Genomic DNA, 24,725 nt, shown 5'->3' with positions numbered 1-24,725 from the left:
TAAAAGACTGTTTAGCCACGAATTGCACGAATGAAACACGAATAAAAATCAAAAGATTAATTATACTTTAGTGTTTAAAATGAATTTGAACTATTCGTGGAGATTAGTGAGATTCGTGGCAAAAAATATTTTTTTGAATTTTTAATTTTTATTTCCTCATAGAATTAAGAGTAATTGGTATAATAACTGATAAATTTGAATAAGTGAGGGAAAAATTATGAATAAAATAATTTATAAAGATTTATCTTATCAAATTGTAGGATTAGCTATGGAGGTTTATAATGAATTAGGATATGGATTTCTGGAAAAAGTTTATGAAAATGCTTTAATATTATTATTTCGACAAAGTGGTTTAGAAGTTAAACAGCAGTATCCTATAAAAGTTGATTTTAGGGGACAGGTTGTTGGAGAGTATATAGCCGATATTTTTGTCGAGGACAAAATTATATTAGAATTAAAGACAGTGGATAAAATAGCTAATATTCATAAAAGCCAAGTATTAAACTATTTGAGAGCTACAAATATAAAATTAGGTATACTTTTAAATTTTTCTAAGAAGAAGTTAGAATATGAGAGGTTTATAATATAAATTATAAATACAATATTTAAAATAGGTTTTGAATTGATTCGTGAAAATTTGTGGGATTCGTGTCAAAAGATAATTATTTCAATCTTTTTATTATTAATTGTAAATTGAACTCAAGCAATTTATTGATAATAAAAAAAGAGTAGGTTATAATAAGACTAACATAAGGAAGAATATGGAGGTCTAAGTCATGAAAGAATTTAATGTAACCGGTACTTGTATCCCTGAAAAACATTATATGGTTGATATCTCAAATAAATTAGAGCAGATAGAGAAGCTAGTAGCAGAAGGAAGTTACTTTACAATCAATAGACCAAGGCAATATGGAAAGACAACGACTATGTATCTTTTATCTAAAAAATTAAATAAGGAAGACTATCTAGTGCTTAGAATTAGTTTTGAAGGTTTTGATAAAGAGATATATAAAGATCAACAGTTATTTATAGAAGAATTTTTATTAACATTAGTTGATAAATTAGAGTTGGAAGAGGAAGAAGAACTGATTAAGATTATAGAACAGAATTTAAGTATAACTACTAATATGCGTAGGTTAGCAAGATTAATAACTAAATTAGCTAAAGAAGAGAAGAGAAAGCTGGTATTAATGATAGATGAGGTAGATAAAAGTAGTGATAATCAATTGTTTTTGGATTTTCTAGGAATGTTAAGAAGTAAGTATCTTGCTAGCAATGAAGGAGAAGACTATACCTTTCATAGTATAATTTTAGCAGGGGTTTATGATGTTAAGAATCTAAAGCTTAAATTAAGACCCGATGATGAACAAAAATATAATAGCCCTTGGAATATAGCAGTAGAGTTTGATGTAGAGATGAGCTTCAATCCAGCAGAGATAGCTACAATGCTAGAAGAATATCAAGAAGATAAGAATGTTAACTTCAATGTAGATAAGATTGCTCAGAAGATATACTATTATAGCTCTGGACATCCTTATTTAGTTAGTAAGTTAGCTAAGATAATGGATGAAGAGATAATTTTAGAGAAAGATCAGAAAGAGTGGAATTTAAAGGGTTTAGAACTAGCTATAAAGAGAATCCTAGAAGGAGAGAGTGTCAATTTCGAAAGTCTGATCAAGAATCTAGAAAATAATAAAAAATTATATGAATTGGTTTATAAAATAATTATGGAAGGTGAAAGGATAACTTATAACTTCTATAATCCTATTATAAACTTGGGAGAACTGTATGGTATCTTTAAAAATAATAGTGGTAGAGTAGAGGTTCATAATAAAATCTATGAACAAGCTATTTATGATTACATGAGTTCAAAACTGGAAACTAACCTAAATATGACAACCTATAACTTTAGAGAGAATTTTATCACAGTAGAGGGTTATTTAGATTTTAAGAAGGTACTAAAGAAATTTCAACTTTTTATTAAAGAACAATATAGTGATAAAGATCGAGAATTTTTAGAAAGAAATGGACGTTTGATTTTTTTAGCTTTTATTAAGCCTATTATTAATGGTAGAGGATTTGACTTTAAAGAAGTACAGACCTCTCAAGAGAAGAGATTAGATGTAGTAGTTACTTATCTTGATAGAAAATATATAGTAGAGTTAAAGATTTGGCGTGGAGAGCAATATCATCAGGAAGGATTAATTCAATTAGTAGATTATCTGGATAAACAGAGTGTAGAAAAGGGATATCTAATCAGCTTTAATTTTAACCAGAATAAAGAATATAAAGAAGAAATGGTTGAAAAGAATGGTAAAGAGATCTTTGCAATCTGGGTATAATTCAGTTTACAGTTGACAGTGGTTTACACGAAGAGTCATCTTTTCCGACTCGTAGGTACGGTTTACAGTTAAGAACTTGAAAATCAAAAGAAAATATTAGACATAGGCTTACACAGACAAGCGAGGGGAAAGTTACAGGTTTATACTTGTAGCTCTTATTTTTATTAGTGAAGAAAGATTAGAAGATGAAAGAATAGTTTAGCCACGAATTACACGAATGAAACACGAATAAAAATCAAAATATTAATTATACTTTAGTGTTTAAAATGAATTTGAACTATTCGTGGAGATTCGAGAGATTCGTGGCAAAAAACAGTCTTTTAATTTTTATTTTCTCATAGTTCTCTTTCTCTTTGTTTTCCAATATAGTTTGAAGCTCATAAAAATCAATGGTATAATAGTGACAGAATAGCTTGAAAATAATAATATGTACTATCAGGTATTAAAATATTATTTAAGAGAGGTGTAAGAATATGAGAAAGATATCCTTTCAAAAACATAATATAAAGAGGCAAAATGCTAAAGCTGTTTTTTTAAATATAAAAGATAGTTTAGAAAATAAAAAAAGTAAGAGTCTAAGAGAAAGAGATAGAGACAAACAACTTTTACTATTTAAATTGGCTAAGGACAAACAGCAGAAGACTTTTAAAAAGGTTGGAAAGAGAAAATATAAAGTCCTTTCTTAAGGGGTAATAAATTATGAAAATGGAGATACTAAAAAAAAGAATCAGGAAGACTATTGGAGCTAATAAAGATAAATTACTAATGCGTATAGAGATTGTTGCTATTATTACAGAAGCTTTGAAGGTATTAAAAGTAAGACCGATTATTGTTGGTGGGCAAGCAGTGGAGTTTTATACTTCTGGTGGCTATGCAACTATGGATATTGATATGCTTTGTGGAGCATCTATCGCTGAAATAGATCAGGTATTAAAGCCATTAGGGTTTAGGAAAGAAGGGAAGTATTGGACTATAGAAAATACTGATATAGCTATAGAGGTGCCTTCGGGACCATTAGCAGGTAGCTGGGACAAGATAGCTGAAGTACAGATTGATAAAGAATTAAGTGCATATATTATCGGAATTGAGGACATAATTATTGACCGGTTAAATAGATATAAATATTGGAAGGAATACTCAGATAAAGAATGGATCATAGGAATGATGATAATTAATTATACAGAGATTGATTGGGATTATGTCTATGAAAAGTCTAAACAAGAGAGAACTACAGAAGAATTAATAGAATTTAAAAAGATAGTCGAAGAAAATATAAAAAAACTTGATAGCCAAGAATAAGAGTTGCGAGTTTATACTTGTAGCTCTTATTTTTATTAGTGAAGAAAGATTAGAAGATGAAAGAATAGTTTAGCCACGAATTACACGAATGAAACACAGAATTTAGTTTATTGTTTGAAATGGTTTTGAATTGATTCGTGAAGATTAGTGGGATTCGTGGCTGAAAAATTTTATTAGGTCTTAGTAATTGCTTCTTAAATTTGTGAGTATCTGCAGTTGAATAATCCCTTAATATTTTATCATCTTTCTCCATATACTAAAGCTAAAATTACAGTATTATGGAGGTATTTATGAACAAGCTTAAGGTTATGTCTATCTTTGGTACACGGCCAGAAGCAATTAAAATGGCGCCTGTGATTAAAGAGTTAGAGAAGAGAGAAGAGATAGAATCAATTGTAGCAATAACAGCTCAGCATCGGGAGATGTTAGATCAAGTGCTAACTTTATTTAATATTAGAGCGGATTATGATTTGGATATTATGCAAGCAGGTCAGAGTTTATCTGAGATGACTGCCAGAATATTAAAGGGCTCAGAGGAGATTATTATCAAAGAGAAACCTGATTTAGTCTTAGTCCATGGTGATACTACTACTAGCTTTGTGGCAGCTTTAGCAAGCTTTTATCAGCAAGTATCAATTGCACATATAGAAGCAGGCTTACGGAGTTATGATAGATATTCTCCTTACCCTGAGGAAGTTAATCGCCATTTGATAGGGGGATTGGCTAATTTTCATTTTGCCCCTACTTATGGTGCTAAGGAGAATCTACTAAGAGAGAATATTAGTGAAGAGAATATATATATTAGTGGCAATACAGTGATTGATTCTTTACTGAGTGTTGTGGATGAAGGCTATAGCTTTGATAATAAGCAATTGAATCAGATTGATTTTAACAATAAGAAGGTGATTCTTTTAACAACTCACCGTAGAGAGAATTTAACTGGTGGGCTTAGAAATGTTTTCGGTGCAGTTTATGATTTAACCTTAGCTAATTCTGAATTAGAGTTTATCTTTCCTATGCACCTTAATCCTAAGGTCAGAGAGGTAGCTATTGATATTTTAGGCGGTTTAGAAAGAGTACATTTGATAGAGCCCTTGTCATATAAAGAATTTGCTAATTTGATGGCAAAGGTCTATCTAATTATGACTGACTCTGGAGGCATCCAAGAAGAGGCTCCAAGTTTGGGAAAGCCAGTTTTAGTATTGCGAGATACCACAGAAAGACCTGAGGCAATAGCAGCAGGTACTGTTAAGTTGATTGGGACAGATCAGGATGAGGTTAGCTATGTAGTCAATAGCCTAATTAATAATGAAGAAAAGTATAGCCAAATGGCTAATGCCATTAATCCTTATGGAGATGGTCGAGCTAGTAGAAGGATTGTGGAGATGATTCTGTATTACTTTGGCTATAGCAATGAAAAAATAGAAGAATTTATTGGTGAAGAAGAGAGGATTTTGGAGATGAATCTTTAATTAATATAGTGAGTAGTTGAAAATTGGTAATTAGTTATGATTAATTAAATTGAAATTATGATACTGACTATTGTAAGTATGAAGATATAGATAGTGACAGTTAAAATGTTTGATAATAAAATCTTTTGTATTAATATCTGGCTAATTATTTGATTTCTTTAGTTATCTAACTATCAAATATAGATTTCCAAGTCTAAAGTAAAACCTAAGACTAAAGTTCAAAAGCTAAAGATTAGCAACGAATTAACACGAATCTTACAAATTAAAGAGCAAAGGATTAATTAATATTTTAAATTATTTGCTCTCATTCGTGTAGATTCGTGAGATTCGTTGCTGAAAGTTATCTTTTAAGTTTTTGGTTAGGAAGTTAGATGTATTGAATTAGTAGAATATTTAAATTACATTATAGAGTTGTTTATCTATATTAACTGTCAACTATCAACTATCAACTAAAAAAAGGAGTGAGTTGATGAAAGTAAGAAAAGCAGTAATTCCAGCAGCAGGTTTAGGAACTAGATTTTTACCAGCTACCAAGGCACAGCCTAAGGAGATGCTACCGATAGTAGATAAACCTACGATTCAGTATATTGTTGAAGAGGCAGTTGAATCTGGAATTGAGGACTTGATAATTATAACTGGAAAGCATAAGCGCGCTATAGAGGACCATTTTGATAGAAATTTAGAGTTAGAGATGGCTTTAGAGGCTAAGGGAAAGAAGGAGCTATTAGAGACTGTTAAGGATATCTCAGATTTGATCAATGTTCATTATGTAAGACAAAAAGAGACTAAAGGATTAGGACATGCTATTTTATGTGCTAAGACCTTTATAGGTAATGAGCCTTTTGCAGTTTTATTAGGTGATGATATTGTCAATGCTGATAAGCCTGTAACCAAACAATTGATTGAAGAGTTTGAAGAGAAAGAGTCTACTATTATCGGAGTACAGGAAGTACCTAATAATTTGGTACATAAGTATGGAATTGTAGATTACTCAGAACAATATGATGATCTCTATAAAGTTAGAGCATTAGTGGAGAAGCCTAATTTAGAGGATGCACCTTCTAATATTGCAATTTTAGGAAGATATATCATTACACCAGAAATATTCAACATATTAGAGAATACTCCACCAGGTAAAGGTAATGAGATTCAATTAACCGATGCCTTACAGAGTCTGATGAATAAAGAAGAGGTTTATGCAAAGGTCTTTAGTGGAAAGAGATATGATATAGGAAATAAATTAGGATTTTTAGAGGCTACTATTGAATTTGCTATGGGGCGCGAAGATATCAAAGATGAATTTAAGGAATATTTGAATAAGTTTTTTAAAGAGAATAAAGAGATATTTGAATAAATTTAGTTAAGAAGTCAGCTTTTGAGCTGGCTTTTTTCTTTTAAGACCTACATAGCTTTTTTTGTTACCAATAATTATTCATTGTTATACTAGGCTGAGCACGTTATAATTAAGAGTACAGACACCTAAAAAGAACTGCAAATGAAAGGTGTGGTATTATGTGGGGTAAATTAGAAGAAAAATATTTTAAAGTTACAGCAATAGGGATAGTCTTATTATCACTTATAAGCTCTGGGATATTTGCTTATTATAGTCATCCAAGTCAGCAAGAGGCTAAAAAAATTCAGGATAATCAAGTTAGCTATGATTTAGAGAAGTTATTGGATGAAGCAAGAAATTTATACTATCAGGGAGAGTATAAAGCTAGTATAGATAAGTATAAGCAAATTTTAGACTATGAAGATAATAAGATTGCAAGAAAAAATTTAGCATCAGTTTATGAAACTTTAGGTGAATATAATTTAGCTGTTGAAGAATATGAAGCACTATTAGAGAAAGAAGAAGATGTTGAGAGTAGATTGGATTTGGCTATTGCTTATTATAATTTAGATAAAATTGGTAAGTCTAAAATTGAGTTGGAGAAGATATTGAATTCAGAATCAGAAGATGAATTTATTTTAAGAGATACTAACTATTATTTGAGCCTAATGTCCTTTAAAGAAAAAGATTATCAGCAAGCAGAAGAATATGTTAAAGCTGCTTTAGAATATGATAAGTTTGCGTTAGGATACTATCAACTAGGAGAGATAAATTTTGTTCAAGAAAGCTATAGTATTGCTATAGATAATTACAGGAAAGCACTAATAACTGACGGAAGTCTCAAGGGTGTAAATAGAATGATTGCATTATCTTATTTGAATTTAGGTCAGGATAGAGATGCAGTTATATATTTAAAAAGAGCAAATAAAGAGAATTCCAGTGATAAAGTAATTCAAGAGAATTTAGAGCGAATAAAAGAAGCTCATCCTGAATATTTTGATGATAAAGATTTAACATTACCAGAAGAGCGGAAGAGAGAGATTCCAAAAGAAGTCACTTTTAAGGAGATAGAACCTATTGAAAGCCCAGGAAGAGAGTTGAAAATAGGAATTACTGAAGATGAAGAAGAGGTTTATTTTAGAGTAGGTAGTGACTTTGTTATTAAAGAAGGAGAAAAGATTATTTTAGAGGGTAAAAAATCAGAGCTTATCAAAGCTACTATAAGGGATGGCAAGTACTATCTAGTAGCAGGTGAAAAAGAAATAGAATTTAGTAATTCTATTCAAGTAAGACCTAAAGAGTATGCTCCAGTACTAGTCCATAATATAATTTATGGTAGAGGTTATTATTGGGGAGGGATTGAAGACCGTCAATATCGTGGATCATTAGAGTTAATTCCTCAAGAGAATGGGATTACTGTAGTTAACTTAGTTCACATGGAGGAATATCTCATGGGGGTTATCCCTTCTGAGATGTCGGCTTTATGGCCTATAGAGGCTCTAAAGACCCAATCGGTAGCTGCTAGAAGTTATACACTAGCTAATTTAGGTAAGCACTCTGATGATGGATATGACTTATGTTCTGACGTTCACTGTGCTGCCTATCGAGGAATTGCCCGTGAACATCCTAACTCTAACCAAGCTGTATTAGAGACAGCAGGTGAAGTGATGACTTATAATGGCAAGGCAGTTAATGCAGTTTATAGTGCCAACTCTGGAGGATATACTGAGAATAGTGAAGATGTCTGGAGATTTGAAATAGGTTATTTAAGAGCAGTATCTACTGAAAAAGAAGACTCTAGATTTCCTTTAAGCCCTGCAGAATTAAAGGAATGGTTAAGAGAGTCACCAGATTCCTATTCTAAAGCATTCCAATATACTAAGGAGAGCCATTACCGCTGGCAACGTAATCTATCAATAGAGTATCTAGAAAATAGCTTAGATATTAAAGAGATTAAGAAGATTGTGCCTACCTATAGAGGGAAAGCAGGGAGTGTTAAATCTCTATTAGTAGTGAGTGCAGAGGAAGAGAAGGAGTTCACCTATAACTTACGTTCTAAATTTGGTGGTTTACGGAGCAATCGTTTCTGGATTCAACCACAATATCGTGATGGTAAGCTAGTTAGCTTCCTATTTTACGGTGGTGGTTGGGGACACAGTGTTGGTATGGACCAAGTTGCAGTAGCAGCAATGGCAGATGATAACTATCAATATTTAGATATATTAAAGCATTTCTATACTGATATTACAATTGAAGATAGATATTAGAGAGAGCCAAAAAGACTACTTTTTTAAGTGGTCTTTTTGCTATTTATGGGTAAATAAGTATATCGATAAAGTTTATTAGCTATAGATATGCAACCATTAAGTGAAATTTAATGGGTATATTGAGATAGTTTTTCAAATGAATAACGAAGAATTAAAAGGTCTTAAAGTAGGGTCTGGTCGCGACCAGACCCTACAAAAAGATTAACATTTATAAAATAATAAAAGTGTCGCACTTTCCTTATATAGCGTTTAAATATCACTATAAGGTCAGATGACTATATTCTCTAATTTTCTATATATAAGAAAAATATAGAGGATTTATTAGATTTTTATAGAATTTATAAATTATAATTAAATGACGTTTTTTAAGTAGAAATTTTTATTGTTAGAGAGGAGTTTATAGGATGACCCCTAAGATTAATTTTCAGAAATATCTAAAAATTTATCCAGAGACATCGGGCTTGTATCCTGAAAAGTTAAAGGATATTGGCAAGAGGTATCACCAGAAAGGATATCTAAGCAAAGATGAATTATATCAACTGGCTCATCTCAACTCTACAAGAAGTTCCTATCATGTACATAGGAATCCAGTAGGACGAGTGGAGAGGATTACAGAGATTGCTTATAAGATTGATGATGAATTTGCTCAAATTGTTCTATTTAATAGCTTGAAGGGGGTTGGGACACCAACTGCTTCCGCAATTCTGACCAGTTTGAATGATAAGAAACATTCTGTCATCGATACTAGAGTATGGGCAACCCTTTGTCAGATGGGATATTTTAATAAGGATAAGGAACAGTTTAACCCTGATGATTATCTAACTATTATTAATATTGTTAGAGAACTAGCAGAAGAAGAAGGGATGACAACTGCTGAGATTGGCTATGCTCTTTTTGCTTATGATGTTGTCCATAGAGAAGGTAATTTACATTGATTTAATATAATTTAAGAGGAAAGGTCTAAGGTTTGTGTCGAATAATATTAAGTAATACTTTGAAAAGGGGTGAAATTATGGAAAAGAAGCAGATATTGACTTTAATGATGGTTATTATATTCTCTTCTCTAGTTTTGTCAGGCTGTTCTGAAAACAGTCGTGGTACTTTTGGCCCAGCTTGGGATGTTGCTTATAAAGTACCGATAACTAGAAATGAGGGCAAGACAGCAAAAGAGCTAGTAGAAGATAATGAGGAGATTATTAATAATAATGGATTAATACAATACTCCAAGACAGAAGAGATGGATATTATTGATGTTGGCGCTAAGCTGACTGAGGTTGCTTTGCCTAGTGTTAATCAAATTGTAGCATTACCCTTAATTAAACTAGATAATCTAATCAACGGTAATCAAGATATCTCTATTCCTGCTGGGGTGAGTTCTGATAGTGGAAAAACAAGTACTATCATTATAGATAAATTTGATAGCATTGAGTTTTCAAATAATGCTACAGATGAGAGTAATAATCCGATAAATCAGATGGGAGTTGTGATTACTGCCCCAGATGATTTCGATATTGATTCAGCAACTTTAACTTTTAAAGATGGTTCAACTATCTTAGGAGATATAACCTTTAATAGTATAGCTAAAGGAACAAAGAGTAGCAAACAATTTATTAATCTAGCTAATAGTGATATAACTGGTGATCTGACAGTAGAGCTTAGTAATCTTAGTACCTCTGGGATTTCTAGCAATAGTGGTGCCATGAATTTAGCCTATAGTATTGATCAGGCAGAGGTTAGCAAGGTAGTAAACTATGGGAATTTAGCTCCTACTGAGCTTAGCCAATCTATCAATGTAGCATCTATAGAAGCTGGCTTAGAAGCAGTAGCTTTTAGCAGTGGAGAACTTAATTTGGCATTGGGCCTTCCTGAAAATAGTAATTTAACTTTCGAAATTCAAAATTTAACTATAGGTACAATATTTGATAGTTCATCTGATAATAAGATTGACTTAGATTTAGCTAATGAAAGTATCAATTTAGTAAATGGAATGGAGATTGATTTTAAGCTGATAGTTTCGGGAACAAATGTGACTTATGATACTAGTCAAAATATTTCAGTAATCGGTGGGTTTAGTCCTGATTCCCAAATAGCTAGTGTGACAGTTGATAATAGTTTATTTGATTTTACTGATGCAAATCAGACTTTAGATGAAGAGATTTTAACAGAGGTCCCTGAGGATATTTCTACGATTTCTTTAAATGGTGCTATTGCTAGATTTGTTATTGATGGTTATGATATTGAAAATCTACTGGTCAATTTAGATGATGTCCAGTTTAAAGCTATCTATGAAGATGGTAGTGAAAGCAAGATAACTCTAACTGAGATTAATGGTGGAAGTGCAGTAATTGATAGTATTAATAGTGAGATATCACTTCTTAATGATAGTCAAACAGACTTCTTAGATTGGTTACAAGGGTTAGCTAGTAAAGAAGATATAACATCGGTAAGACTTGTGGGAGATGCTATAGTCGAAGCTGTTGATTCAGTGACTATCGATACATCTGATAAGTTGACTCCTAAAGTAGAGATAGAAGTTCCTTTTGATATTACTCTTAATAATAATATAGAGGATAGGGCTATCCCCGAGACTGTCAATGATTCGCTTAGTAATGATGATGTAGAACAGATTGATAATTATTTTAAAAATGGGCAATTGATTATTGAAGACTTTAAAAATGATTTACCAGTTAATGTAGAGGTGACTATTTATTTAGGAAAGGTTTCCGAGTGGCAGGGTAAAGACTTAGATAGCTATTTGGATAATTTAAGTGAGATAGATAAAGAGAGAGAGTTAGATAAATTATATAAAGCTTCTAATAAGTTCAAAAGCTTTACTTTAACTAAACAGGATAGTGGAGAGAAGAAGGTTGTAGATTTAACTGCTAGTGATGCCGATTGGTTAACAGATGACAATCTGTATGTAGGGGTTAAATATAAGGTTACAGGTGACAATATTGAAGTAAAGAGTACCGATGAAGTAACGATTAATAATCTTTATGCTAAATTAGTAGTCAAGGTCAATCAAGATAAAGAATAAACTAGGGGGTGAGGATTAAGTGGTTAAAACAATCTTAATAATGTCATGTCTTTTATTGATACTAGTGCTAACAGTTAATACTGATATAGAAGCTGCTTCTTCAGCTAAAACAGTTGGTCTTGGTGATGAGTTTGTTACAGTTATAGGAGCTGATGCTCTTTATGGAAATCCTGGTGCAGTTAATGTCACTTCAGACCGATTTACCTTTGAATTTGGAATGGCAGGTAGTCTGTGGAATAACCTGTTGGTCAATGATTATATTGATGAAGAGATGAAGGATGAGTTACTGGCTGATGTTGAAGATGGATTTTTAGGTGGAGGAGAGTCAAATAACGGTTTGAAAGCAATCTTAGGACCAGTAGCTATTAGTGCAGAGGGTAGAGGTGCTGCTTTATTTGATCTATCCTATGACGTAGCTGAGCTCTTATTAAAGGGGAATGAAATTGATAAAGCCTATGATCTTAGTGGTAGTATAGGTTCTGGAGCAGTTTATGGTGATCTTGGAGTTAACTTCTCTATCAGTCCTGAAAAGTTAAAAGAGAAGTTAGATTTAAAGGATTTACGAGTAGGACTAACCTATCATCAATTAAGTGGAGCAATCTTCTCCTTAGAAGGGAGTGGGAGGACTATAATCACCTATGATCAAGATGGAGATCCTGTAGTTAGAGGTGATGGATATTTTGTAGCAAAGTATAATGAACCAGATGGTATCAACGATGGTTCCGCAACAGGTTCAGCCTTCGATTTTGGGATATATGCTGATTTAAATGATAAATATAGCCTTGGTTTTAGTGTGATGAACTTAGGAGCTTTAAGAGTTAATGGAATTCATGAGCTTAGATATGAGTATAATGAAGAGTCAGAAGAGTTTGAAGAGGTTGAAGAGGTTGGAGATAGTGATATTGTTAAAGATGAGGAGTTAGAATATAAACTACCAGCTGTTATTCGCTTCGGTGGCAAGATGAATTGGAGTAAAAATATCGACTTATTTGCAGATTATTCATATACAAGCTATAATGATGGTCAAAAAGATCATAAATTTGCTACTGCTACTGAAATAACATGGTTAAAATCCCTACCTTTGAGAACTGGAATAAGTTACTCTACCCTTGAAAAGGACTTGGACTGGTCAGCAGGAATGGGTTTAGATTTATGGATTTTTGAAGCTGATTTAGGTATCTCTGATTTAATGGGATTGTTCAATGATTCCAAAGAGGTTGAAGGTGCTTTAAATCTTAAAATAGAGTTTTAAAATAGAGAAGAGGAAGGTCAATATTGACCTTCCTCTTCTCTATTTTCTACTAATTAATAATTATAAATCTAAAGAGTCAAGAATGAGAGTGTTATATATTGAATTTTAGATAAAAGAAGTTAATAAAGTCTTTTAAAGAAAAATTATAATAAATTAATATATTTTTAACAAGGGAATTAATGTAATTGCATAGAATTAATATAGATAATTGTAAGACTAGAAGATGGGAGTGGCTATTATGTTGCAAAAAAGACTATATATAGTATTATTCGTGGCTCTAATAATGATTTTTAACTTTACATTATCAGTCTTAGCTATAGATAGTGTTGTTGTTGAGACTGAGGGAAAAGCATATTTAGGTGAAGATGGTCTAGTTAATGCTGAAAAAAAAGCCATTAATGATGGGTTAAGAAGGGCAGTAGAGCAAGCTGTAGGAACTTTTATTAGTTCTTCAACCATGGTAAAAAATGCTCAACTGATTGAAGATAAGATTTTAAAGAGTAGTCAAGGATATATAAAAGAGTATCAGGTAATCAATAAATCAATTGAAGATGGTATCTATATAGTTAAGCTTAAAGTTAAAGTTGGCAGAAAAGCCTTAGCAGATGATTTAGATGCCTTGAAGTTAAATATAAAAAGAATTGGTAATCCAAGAGTTATGGTTTTAATCTCCCAAAAAGTAGAGAATTATTATGTTGAGTTGCCAAATGGGTTGGCAGAGACTGAAATGATGAATCAGTTTATAGGATCAGGATTTCAAGTAATAGACCGTTACAAGGTTGATTCTTTAATCAATAGAGAAGAGAGAAGGTCTATTATCAGTGGAGATTATAATTTAGCTGTTAAATTGAGTTCACAATTACAGGCTGATTTTATTGTGGTAGGCAATCTTAAATCAAATTATATTGATTTAAGAAAGACCCTAGATGGTATTGCTGGTAGCCTAAAGTCATATAATTCTCAAGTTGAAGCTCGGGTTATTAATGTAGCTACAGCACAGGTAATTGCAGCTGTAACTGGTGATGGCAAAGGGGTAGGCATCAATAAGGAGATGGCTGCTAAGAAATCAATTATAGAAGCTACTAATAATATTACAGATGAGCTAATTGATAAGATGAGTAATGAGTTAATTCAGCACGAGAAGACGATCCAATTACAGGTTAATGGTGTTAGTTCATTAAGTCAATTAACTCAACTAAAGAGGACTTTACCTACATTATCTGGTGTAGTTAATGTATATTTTAGAGAATTTGCTAATGAATTGCTTACTTTTGATATAGATTTAGAACCTAGTGTAGAGGTCTTAGATGTGGCTATAGAGTTAGAAGGAAAGCTTCCTTTTAGTTTTAAAATTAAGAATATGTCAGAAGGAAAGCTAGTCTTAGAAGTTAGATAATTAAGTTAAGGGGGGATATAAAGATGAATGAAAGAATTAATATTTTATTGATAACTCTAATGATATTGTTGGTTGTAACGCAAGTCTCTTTTGCACAGGGATTATTTGATGAAGGTGATAATACAGTTACTGATTGGGAAAAGTCAGTAGTAGAGGCAACTGGGTATGGTGTTGCTCCTGATTATATTACAAATCAGGCCCAAGCAAAGATTATGGCTAGAGAGGCCGCTATTACAATGGCACAAAGAAGATTGTTAGAGACGATTAATGGGGTTCAAATAGATTCTGAGCAGACAGTTAAGAATGCCCAGGTTCAGTCGGATATTATCAACAAAAGAGTAACTGGGATAGTCAAGGGTGCCCAAATTATTGAAGAGAAGAAAGTAGCAGATAAGGTATATCAGGTTATAATTCAGGTTAAATTCTATGGAAAAGATGGTATTATGAAAGCTATCTTCCCTAATATAGGTAAAGAGAGTACCGAAACCTTTAACAATAATGATAATTCTAGTCTAGAGTTTGATAATGATAATCAGAGTTATGATAATTCAGAAAAAGATGAGACCTTGGTACAGAGTGATTACACAGGAGTTATTATCAATACCTTAAATATAGATGCCAAACCAGCTCTAGCTCCAAAGGTTTATGATGAAAATGGAAGTTTAGTTTATGGGATGAGTAAGATTCAAAGTGATGGCGTCATTACTCAGGGGATTGTAGGTTATAATCGAAGTTTGGCAGATGCTAAGGCCAATGCACGAGTAGGTAAAAATCCACTGATTATTAATGCTGTAAAAGTTAAGGGAAGGTATGGGACTGATCTAGTTATATCAAAAAAAGATGCTAAAACTTTAGAGCAAGCAGGAAAAAGTAATGGAGTTTTTGACAACTGTAAAGTAGTTATTGTTTTAAATTAAGTTTAATTTTCAGTGGTGTATCTTTAGTTGATTTAAATTATTACTAGGGGGTTAGTCAATGGAGATTAAATTGAATATTTTACTTTTATCTATAATTTTATTGGTACTAGTTATATCAACCCCTATTGATGCTAAACAGACCTTAGTTGCTGTGATTCCTTTTAATAATTCTGACTTAGGATGGAATGGTTTAGATAAAGAACATATTTTAAAGGGTGTGACACAACTAGTAACAGATAAATTGGTTAAAAATGAAGGGGTTAAGGTTATAGAAAGGGCCGACCTTGACAAGATACTATCAGAACAAAAACTAGGAAGTAGTGGATTAATTGATTCTACTAACGCTGCTGAATTAGGTAGGATATTAGGAGTAGATTCTATAGTGATAGGGACATTAACACAAATGGAGATTAAAGAGAAAGCAGAGATTTCTTTTGGCCCTTTCAAAACTTCAGGAGTTGAAGCTAAAGTAGTTCTGACTGGAAGGCTAGTTGATGTTAATACTTCAGAAATTATTGCTTCTTTTAATGGTATCGGAGAAGGAACCGATCGTTCTTTTAAATTCTCTAATGTTAATGGTCTAAGTTTTGGTAGTAAGGCTTTTAAAAAATCTGCTTTAGGAAAGAGTATCGAAGAAGCTACAGATGATTTTGTAAATAATATTGTTGAAAAATTATCTTCAAATTCGCTATTAAAGGGTAAGGTTGTCAAAATAATAGGTAGGCGCTTGATTGTAAAGATTGATAATACTGATGATTTAATAGAAGGAGATTATGGAGAGTTGATTAGGTTGATAGAAGTTGAAGAATTAGAAGAAGCGGTGAGTATGCCAATTGGTAGAATTAAGATTATTAGTGTTAGTAAAGGTGCTGTTATTGCTGAAATTGTCGATTCAGAAGATCTGCCTTTGAAAGGGGATATTGTTGAGTTTGAGTAAATTATTAGGTTCCGCCTAAGGGCGGGTTACGTTTTCAGCCCAAGACTACTTCCTATGGTGCGTCCTTGATGCACCCCAAGAGTACTTCTTCAGTGGTAGTGCCTTCAGGGCGAAAAAGTAACCAAACCTACGGGTTCATTCTTAAATTTATTACGGAAGGTTTTTTATTAAAAAACCTGTAGGGAACCCTTCGTGATAAATCCAATCAAGGGAAAAATTAAACTTACTACGCAATCAAAATAATTAATATTAGTCTTGATTTTGCTTTTTAATTAATATTTTATCTAGTTTTTAAATTCTAGTTCAATTTTTGCTTCGTTCAAACAGGAATTTTTCTCGCTTTAAAAATATTAACTGTCAATTAGAAAAAAGTGTCGCAATATACTTTTTATTAGTTATTATGATGTAGTATGATCTAATAAATTGAAGGGAGGATTTATGTTGAAAAGATTAAAAGTACTTATGTTATTAATTATAGTCTCTATAGCTGTAATAGGTTGTCAGAATGATAAATTTATGAATTTAAGAGGTAATGTAACTGATAAATTTACAGGTGAGCCTTTGGCTGGGATTAGTGTAGAGGTAGGGAATCAAGTTGTCAAGACGAATGAACAAGGATACTTTATTATTCCTAATATTCCTGTAATTGATGGTCTTGATAATAAAGATAGTGTAATCAGATTAAGTGGTAAGGATTACCTTACTAAGAGTAAGCAGGTTCTGTCAGAAGAAGGCGATAAGTCAATTTCTATTAAATTAGAACGAAATTATATGAATTTGAGTGGTCAGGTGATTGATAGATTTAAAGGAGAGGCTTTAGCAGGTGTTACTGTTGAGCTAGGCAATCAGATGGTTGAGACTGATGCTAATGGTTATTTTAGGATGGAAAAGGTTCCTGTAATAGAGAACCCTTCTATTGAAAATAGGCTAGTGAAGGTCAGCTCTCCAGGCTATAGAGTCTGGACTAAAGTTATCACATTAGAAGGAAGGGATAAAGTATTTAATGAGAAGCTTGCCCTTGAGAATAAGCGAGAGGCTAAATTCTTTTTTGTCAGTGATAAAGGAAAGAGTAAGAGCATTTATATGACAGATATCTATGGTAAAAATGTACTACGATTAACCGATGATCAGGGTGATGATTGGGCTCCTAATTGGTCTGCTGATGGAGAAGAGATTTTATTCTTATCAAATAGAGATGGAAATAAAAATATTTATGTAATGAATGTTGATGGTTCTAACCTAAGACAGATTACGTTTACGGCAACAGATAAAGAGAGTCCAGTTTGGTTGGATAATAGTACTATTTTATTTGCATCTAATCGAGATGGTGATTTCGAGATCTATAAGAGTGATTTAACAGGTAGCTATTTAAAGAGACTAACTGATAATAATCATTATGATAGTCAGATTGCTTATTCTCCTAAATATCGGTTAATTGCTTATATTTCGGCAACGACTGGAGAGAAGAAGCTGCATGTAATGAAAGAGGATGGAAGTTCTAAGATGTTATTGAATAATGGATTTGGTGTTGATTCTTCACCGACTTGGTCAGGTGATGAAGAAGAGATTGTATTTAATAATTATAGTTCTGGTAAATCGTTAATCTATCAAATTGCTCCTAATGGTAGTTCTTTAAAAGAACTGATGGAAGTTAATGGTAAAATTTATAATTATGATTTTTGGGACAGAGAAGAGCAATTAATATTATATGTAAGTGATGGTGTAGCAGGTAAAGAGGTTAATTTATTTACAAAGCAAGAGAAGAAGAGAAAAATTATCTCTGAGAAGAAAGTAGATTATAGTGATCCAGAGTGGCAGGATTAATTATTAGATTTTAACATAGTAGAATCACATTATAGGTTAGTGATAGGTTAATAGTGTTAGAGAATGCTCAAGTGTTATTTGTCGTTATTATGCAGTTATTGTCTGCTGTGACCTGTTATTATATTGGCTTATAGATTGAATCTATAATAAAATTTAACCATGGCGTTATAGAGAGATAATGGGACACTTCTAGGAATTTGGAATCAGTAGTCAGCAATCAGTTAAAAACACAGGTTCCAGATTCCTGATTCCTGACACGAAAGTATTCCATTATACCCATTAAGTTTCATTTTGAATTTACATATCTATAATTACATAATATTGGGTTAGTGTATTATATTATTAAATTTAGAATCATTGGATAATAGTTGTCAGATTAATTAAATTTTATAATAATGGAGGATTTACTGTTCTTTGTGTAGAATATGCAATAAATAATCATATTCAGAATAAATTAAATCAGTGTAATAAACTGCTGAATAGAGAAAGGGGAGTTTTAAAGTTGAAAGCTATGAGAGTTATCTCGATAATGTTAATGATATTTATGTTGGTTTCCTTTGTAGGAGTTGACTATGCTCATGCCCAAAGTATTTCTGCTAGTTCAAGTGGGTCAGATGGGATGGAAAAAGGAGTAATTGGGGCCTTGGTTGTTTTAGGGGTATTTGGTATTTATAAGGTGATTAAAAATCATCGTGAAGAGCAATATCAAAACCATTTGAGTAAAGGGAAGATGTTTTTAGAAAAAGAAGAGTATGGCTTAGCTATTAAAGATTTATCTCAAGCTAAAGATATTAAAGATAGTTCAGAGGTGAATAAACTATTATACAATGCTAAAGAAGAGTATAAAAAGCGTCATTATAAATTAGGAAGTGACTATTTAGCAGAAGGGAATTGGGAGCTTGCCTATAATGAATTTAAGAAGGTTAAGTTCTATGATAATAATTATTTTGATACTAATGAAAAATATAATCGGGCATATCAAAAGCTTAGAGAGTTGAAGTTGAAGAGAATAGGGGTAATTGATTTTGAGGATACAACTTATAGATATAATTTAGGGAGTAGAGCTACTAGTCTATTTAGTGCCCAATTATTAAATAGAGATCCAAAATTTATTGAGATAATAGAGAGAAAACAGCTTAAGGCTATTTTGAAGGAACAGCAATTGGGGGCAACTGGACTGATTGATTCGGCTACTGCTAAAGAGATAGGAAATATTTTAGGAGTTGACTATTTAGTAGTTGGTAAGGTTTTAAGTGGAAATGTAAATAAAGATGAAAGTTCTGAATATGTTGAAACTTGGGATGGTGAACAGAAAAAGAGATACCATGTACAGAAACAGGCATATACTAAGATTATATTTAAATTATTAGATGTAAGTGATGCTTCTATTGTTTTAAGTAAGACAGTCACTAAAAAGGATAATTATAGTGAATACTATTATAAAGATGAATCTATAATTATTCCTTCTGATGAAGAGATGATTGATAGAGTATTGACTAATGCAGTAGATGAATTTGCTCAAGATATATATGAGAAGTATGAGTTATAAAAGAAGTGCATTTATGCACTTCTTTTTAGTTAGTTTTCTATATTGTAATATGACCTTAATAAATAATGTATAAGAGGTCATATTTAGTAAAGTTATCCAGTTTTAAAGTCAAGTTGAAATGTGTCTTTATAGAGAAAAAGCGACATTTAGAAGGTAGATGGGTAGGGGCTAGGAAAAAGCAACTAACTAACTAACCCCTAACTACCTAATAAAAAAGTATCCCAATATCCTTATTGAATTTAATTATAATAATTTTTTTAGGTTGATAATCAATATTTATTTGACAATTCTCTCTAAATATCGTAATATATAAATATAGTAATGTAGTTATTAGGAGGTATCTAAGTGGAAAATATCACAAAAGAGATGGAGCTATTGGAGTCTAAAGCTAAAGTATTAAAGGCTTTATCCCATCCAATTAGGTTATGTATAGTTAAAGGTTTGATGGAAGAAGAGGGATGTAATGTATCCAAGATGCAGAATTGTTTAGAGATTCCTCAATCTACCCTATCTCAACATCTTGCTAAATTAAGAAACTTAGGTATTTTAGAAGGTGAAAGAAATGGAGTAGAGATTAATTACTATGTGATTGATGAAGACGCTAAAAAGATAGTAAAGACACTATTTTAAGTTTAAGCTTGAATTTAAGGTTAAGTTTAATTATTTCTTTAGACTAAGATTTAGGCTTAAACTTAAATTTTATAGATTATATTGTAAAATTAATATATATTGATATAAAAATTTATTAAAGGGGGTTTTAATAATGAGTAAGAAAGTGTTGATTGTTGGTGGTGTAGCTGGTGGAGCAAGTACAGCAGCTAGATTGAGAAGGGTTGATGAAGAGGCAGAGGTTATTATCTTTGAAAAGGGAGAACATATCTCTTTTGCTAACTGTGGATTACCTTATCATATCGGTGAAGTAATTAAGGAACGTAATAAATTATTGGTGCAGACTCCAGAAGCAATGGAGTCTAGATTTGATGTTGATGTACGGGTAATGAATGAAGTGTTGACTATTGATAGAGAGAATAAGGAAGTTAAAGTAAAGGATTGGGCTAAAGGCGAGATTTATACGGAAAGTTATGATGCTTTGGTATTATCTCCTGGTGCTGAGCCGATTAAGCCACCATTAGCAGGTATTGATAGTAAAAATATATTTACTTTAAGAAATATCCCTGATACTGATCAAATTAAAGACTTTGTTGATAGTAATGATCCTAAACGTGCTGTGGTAGTTGGAGCTGGATATATTGGAGTAGAGATGGCTGAAAACTTACACCATCGTGGTTTAGAAGTATCAGTTGTCGAGCTGGCACCACAGGTTTTAGGACCAATCGATATTGATATGGCAGCAACGGTTCATAATCACATGCGTAGTAAAGGTATAAATCTCCATTTATCTGACGGGGTTAAAGCCTTTAGAGAAGAAAATGATAGGACTATTGTAGAGCTGCAAAGCGGAGAAGAGATTGAAGCTGATTTAGTAGTGATGTCTATAGGGGTTAAGCCAAGCACTAAATTGGCTAAGGAGTCAGGATTGGAGATAGGTGAGACAGGAGCTATCAAGGTCAATCAATATCTACAGACTTCTGATGAGAATATTTATGCTATTGGTGATGCTATTGAAGTAGTTGACTTTGTAACTAAGCAACCTGCCCATATCCCGTTAGCTGGACCTGCTAACAAGCAAGGAAGAATTGTAGCTAACAACTTAGCTGGAAAGAAGGAAAAATTTATTGGGACTCAAGGTACAGCTATTGCTAAGGTTTTTGATTTAACTGTAGCTGCTACTGGAAATAATGAAAAGCAGTTAAAAAAAGCTGGTATTGCTTATCAAGTATCTTATACAAACTCTAAGAACCATGCAGGATATTATCCAGGTGCTATTCCAATGACTATTAAGGTTATCTTTACACCTAACGAAGGTAAGTTATTAGGTGCTCAGATAGTTGGGTATGATGGAGTAGATAAGAGAATAGATATTTTAGCTACTGCAATTAGATTTGAAAAGAATGTCTTTGACTTACAAGAGCTAGAGTTGGCTTATGCCCCACCCTTTGGTTCTGCTAAAGATCCAGTAAATATGGCTGGATTTGCTGCAGGTAATATTTTAAATGGAATGGTTGATGTAATTCATTGGCATGAGCTTGAAGAGTTAAGTGATGATACTATTATCTTGGATGTAAGAGAAGATGTAGAGGTTCAATTAGGTAAGATTGAAGGTTCAATAAATATTCCTGTTAATAGCTTAAGGGATAGATTAGATGAACTAGATAAAGATAAAGAGGTTGTAATTTATTGTGCAGTAGGATTAAGAGGTTATATTGGAGCAAGAATCTTAATGCAACATGGATTTAAGAAGGTTAAAAACTTATCAGGTGGTTATAAGCTATATAAAGAAGTTATGAACGATAAAAAAAAAGTATTAAATGATTGTAATACTCCAGATTGTGAGAAGATGAATACAGCTTCTAACCCTGAAGAAGGTCAGATAGTGGGAAAGCAACTAGCAGATAAGCAAGATGCTAAGAGGGTGAACCTTGATGCTTGTGGACTACAATGTCCTGGTCCAATTATGCAGGTAGCAAATAAGATGAAAGAATTAGATGAAGGTGATATATTAGAAGTTGTTGCTACAGACCCAGGATTTACAGCAGATATTGGAGCATGGTGTAAGAGTACAGGAAATAAATTATTAGATACTGGTCAAAATGGTTATAATTTTAGTGCTACTATTCAAAAAGGGCAAGGTAGAAGAGTAATTGCTACTGAGAATACTAAGAATAAGAAGACTATGGTTGTTTTTAGTGGAGAGTTAGATAGAGCAATTGCTTCTTTTATTATTGCTAATGGTGCAGCAGCGATGGGCAGTGAAGTTACCTTATTCTTTACCTTCTGGGGATTGAATATTTTAAGAAAGAAGGAGAATGTCAAAGTTGAGAAATCTATGATGGATAAGATGTTTGGCAAGATGATGCCCCAAGGAAGTGAGAAGTTACCATTATCTAATATGAATATGTTCGGGATGGGGCCTAAGATGATTAGAAAGGTAATGAAGGATAAAGGTGTGGACTCCTTAGAGGCATTAATCGGTCAAGCAAAGTTAAATGGTGTTAGATTGGTAGCTTGCCAGATGTCTATGGATGTAATGGGAATTAAAAAAGAAGAGTTGGTCGATGGTGTAGAGGTTGGAGGAGTAGCCAGTTTCTTAAGTGATGCTGAAGAATCAAATATGAGTTTATTTATATAGAGAAAAGGTGCCTGTTGGCACCTTTTTTCATTATAATTGAGTTTTTAGTTAAGTTTATATGGGTATATTGGGACACTTTTTTGAGTTGATAGTTGATAGTGTATAGTGGATAGTTAAAAGATTAAAATCCTTATGTTTTAAGTTTTTGAACTTAACTATCAACTATCAACTGTACACTGTTAACTAAGACACGAAAGTGTCGCTTTTTCTCTATAAAGTATAACTATTTAATCTTTTAAATAATCAAGATAAGGAGTATAATATAGATAAAGGGAGGGGTTATATTGTCAAGAATAGATAATTATGAATGTCCTAAATGTGGTAATGGTAGCTATGAAACTGACCGGTTTGCAGCTACTGGTGGTGGATTATCTAAGATGTTTGATGTACAGAACAAGAAATTCACAACTGTGACCTGTACTAGATGTAAATACACAGAGTTATTTAAAGCTGATGCAAGTATGCTAGGTAATATATTTGACTTCTTTACATGATAGCATTATTCCTATATTATAGTTAGAATAATTTCAATGATAGTAATATATAATAAATTAAATATTAATTTAAAATTTCAGCAGGAATTATTCTTATTACTGAGAATAATAGTAATAGTTACTAATTATCTCATAAGGAGGTAGATAGAGTGATTAAGTTATATCAGTTTGAAACTTGTCCTTTCTGTAGAAAGGTGCGCAATAAGTTAGATGAGATGGATTTAGAATATGAAAAGATTGAAGTTCCTAAAGATAAGGAGAAAAGAACTAAAATCAAAGAGTTATCAGGTCAAATTAAAGTTCCAGTAATAGAAGATAGTGATGGAACTGTAGTTAATGATTCTGCAAAAATTATCGAATATTTAGAAGAAAAGTATAGCTAATATTTTCAAGTTGCCTCTAATGGGGCAACTTATTTTTGATTTAAGGTATAATCTAATTTATAATTATCTATATAGTTAAGATTATATTTAATGAAAGGGAGATAGATTATGATTAAAACAGTTAGCTGGTTTGCCTACTTTTGGTTATACCAAATTGCATTATTGGGTTCACTTTTAAAGATGAAATTGTTGGAGTTAAAGGGTAGAAATGAAGCTGTGAAAAATTATACTAATAAGGTAGCAAAGGTCTGGGCTAAGAGTCTAGTGGAGTTTACAGGTAGTGAGGTAATAGTCAAAGGCAAAGAGAGATTACCTGATGAGCCAGTATTATTTGTAGCTAACCATCAAGGTTCTTTTGATATTCCTTTATTATTAGGGTATATTAACAAGCCAATAGCTTTTGTTGCTAAATGGGAGCTTAAATATATGCCTTTTGTTAGTAGTTGGATGAAGAATATGGAATGTATCTTCATTAAGAGAAATGATTTTCGTCAGACTTTAAGGGCTTTTAAAAATGCAGGAAGGGTATTTGAGGCAGGTCAGTCTTTGGTTATCTTTCCTGAAGGAACAAGGAGTTGCTCTAATGAGCTAGGAGATTTTAAAAGGGGAAGTTTGAAGATAGCTTTAAGAGAGAATATTCCTGTAGTGCCGATTACAATTAAGGGTTCATATAAGTTAAGAGAAGCTAATGGTGGATTAATAAAGGGTGATCAGGTGGAAATTATAATTGGGGAGACTATATATGTCGATAAGTTGAGTAAGGAAGAGAGAGATGACTTGACCTTGATTGTAAGGGAGAAGATAAAAGATAATTTACAATAAACAATGAGCAATTGCCAATTAAACTATAGATAAACAACTTTAGAATGTAATTTAAAACCCACCTCACCCCTAACCCCTCTCCTCATATCAGGAGAGGGGAATAAAAGATGCTTTAGTCCTCTCTCCTAAGGTAGGAGAGAGTTAGAGTGAG

Annotated in this window: 20 protein-coding genes; all 20 read left to right on the top strand. The window is 32.3% G+C overall.

Going from position 1 to position 24,725, the window contains the following annotated elements; all coding sequences use genetic code 11:
* The first annotated feature begins 217 nt into the window (after window positions 1-217).
* Window positions 218-589 (top strand): GxxExxY protein, encoded by a 372-nt coding sequence (locus tag ACTCDL_RS03865; protein WP_463172234.1) that lies wholly within the window; start codon window positions 218-220, stop codon window positions 587-589.
* A gap of 187 nt (window positions 590-776) precedes the next feature.
* Entirely contained in the window at window positions 777-2,342 is a 1,566-nt protein-coding gene (locus ACTCDL_RS03860) for an AAA-like domain-containing protein (protein WP_463172236.1), read from the top strand.
* 473 nt (window positions 2,343-2,815) lie between these two features.
* Entirely contained in the window at window positions 2,816-3,028 is a 213-nt protein-coding gene (locus ACTCDL_RS03855) for a hypothetical protein (protein ID WP_463172238.1), read from the top strand.
* A gap of 13 nt (window positions 3,029-3,041) precedes the next feature.
* Window positions 3,042-3,641, top strand: a complete 600-nt coding sequence (locus tag ACTCDL_RS03850; protein WP_463172240.1) for a DUF6036 family nucleotidyltransferase — start codon at window positions 3,042-3,044, stop codon at window positions 3,639-3,641.
* Window positions 3,642-3,931: 290 nt separating this feature from the next.
* Complete coding sequence (wecB, locus tag ACTCDL_RS03845; RefSeq protein ID WP_463174173.1) at window positions 3,932-5,113, top strand: non-hydrolyzing UDP-N-acetylglucosamine 2-epimerase; 1,182 nt, start codon at window positions 3,932-3,934, stop codon at window positions 5,111-5,113.
* A 469-nt stretch (window positions 5,114-5,582) separates the two neighbouring features.
* Window positions 5,583-6,467: a UTP--glucose-1-phosphate uridylyltransferase GalU gene (gene galU, locus ACTCDL_RS03840; RefSeq protein ID WP_463174172.1), complete on the top strand. Its 885-nt coding sequence runs from the start codon at window positions 5,583-5,585 to the stop codon at window positions 6,465-6,467.
* 158 nt (window positions 6,468-6,625) lie between these two features.
* A complete protein-coding gene (locus tag ACTCDL_RS03835; RefSeq protein WP_463174170.1) occupies window positions 6,626-8,713 on the top strand; it encodes a SpoIID/LytB domain-containing protein in 2,088 nt (695 codons plus the stop codon).
* Window positions 8,714-9,117: 404 nt separating this feature from the next.
* The gene (locus tag ACTCDL_RS03830) at window positions 9,118-9,648 is read left to right on the top strand and encodes a hypothetical protein (RefSeq protein ID WP_463174169.1); all 531 of its coding nucleotides are present in this window, start codon (window positions 9,118-9,120) and stop codon (window positions 9,646-9,648) included.
* A gap of 77 nt (window positions 9,649-9,725) precedes the next feature.
* Window positions 9,726-11,750, top strand: a complete 2,025-nt coding sequence (locus tag ACTCDL_RS03825; protein WP_463174168.1) for a hypothetical protein — start codon at window positions 9,726-9,728, stop codon at window positions 11,748-11,750.
* Between the two features lie 40 nt (window positions 11,751-11,790).
* Complete coding sequence (locus ACTCDL_RS03820; RefSeq protein ID WP_463174167.1) at window positions 11,791-13,002, top strand: DUF5723 family protein; 1,212 nt, start codon at window positions 11,791-11,793, stop codon at window positions 13,000-13,002.
* A gap of 238 nt (window positions 13,003-13,240) precedes the next feature.
* A complete protein-coding gene (locus ACTCDL_RS03815; protein WP_463174166.1) occupies window positions 13,241-14,398 on the top strand; it encodes a hypothetical protein in 1,158 nt (385 codons plus the stop codon).
* Window positions 14,399-14,421: 23 nt separating this feature from the next.
* Window positions 14,422-15,315 (top strand): LPP20 family lipoprotein, encoded by an 894-nt coding sequence (locus tag ACTCDL_RS03810; RefSeq protein WP_463174165.1) that lies wholly within the window; start codon window positions 14,422-14,424, stop codon window positions 15,313-15,315.
* Between the two features lie 58 nt (window positions 15,316-15,373).
* Window positions 15,374-16,252 carry a CsgG/HfaB family protein gene (locus ACTCDL_RS03805; RefSeq protein WP_463174164.1) on the top strand — a complete coding sequence of 293 codons (879 nt, stop codon included), beginning with the start codon at window positions 15,374-15,376 and terminating at the stop codon, window positions 16,250-16,252.
* A gap of 441 nt (window positions 16,253-16,693) precedes the next feature.
* On the top strand, window positions 16,694-18,076 hold the full coding sequence (locus ACTCDL_RS03800; RefSeq protein ID WP_463174163.1) for a DUF5050 domain-containing protein: 1,383 nt from the start codon (window positions 16,694-16,696) through the stop codon (window positions 18,074-18,076).
* A gap of 511 nt (window positions 18,077-18,587) precedes the next feature.
* A complete protein-coding gene (locus ACTCDL_RS03795; protein ID WP_463174174.1) occupies window positions 18,588-19,625 on the top strand; it encodes a CsgG/HfaB family protein in 1,038 nt (345 codons plus the stop codon).
* A 345-nt stretch (window positions 19,626-19,970) separates the two neighbouring features.
* A complete protein-coding gene (locus tag ACTCDL_RS03790) occupies window positions 19,971-20,255 on the top strand; it encodes an ArsR/SmtB family transcription factor (RefSeq protein ID WP_463174161.1) in 285 nt (94 codons plus the stop codon).
* Window positions 20,256-20,388: 133 nt separating this feature from the next.
* Window positions 20,389-22,875: a CoA-disulfide reductase gene (locus ACTCDL_RS03785; RefSeq protein ID WP_463174160.1), complete on the top strand. Its 2,487-nt coding sequence runs from the start codon at window positions 20,389-20,391 to the stop codon at window positions 22,873-22,875.
* Between the two features lie 284 nt (window positions 22,876-23,159).
* Window positions 23,160-23,369, top strand: coding sequence for a zinc ribbon domain-containing protein (locus ACTCDL_RS03780; RefSeq protein WP_463174159.1), 210 nt, complete (start codon window positions 23,160-23,162; stop codon window positions 23,367-23,369).
* Between the two features lie 149 nt (window positions 23,370-23,518).
* Complete coding sequence (locus ACTCDL_RS03775; protein ID WP_463174158.1) at window positions 23,519-23,752, top strand: glutathione S-transferase N-terminal domain-containing protein; 234 nt, start codon at window positions 23,519-23,521, stop codon at window positions 23,750-23,752.
* A gap of 108 nt (window positions 23,753-23,860) precedes the next feature.
* Window positions 23,861-24,574, top strand: coding sequence for a lysophospholipid acyltransferase family protein (locus ACTCDL_RS03770; RefSeq protein ID WP_463174156.1), 714 nt, complete (start codon window positions 23,861-23,863; stop codon window positions 24,572-24,574).
* Window positions 24,575-24,725: the final 151 nt, after the last annotated feature.

It is taken from the genome of Orenia sp., assembly GCF_055140805.1.
This window is presented reverse-complemented; position numbering and strand designations above follow the sequence as displayed.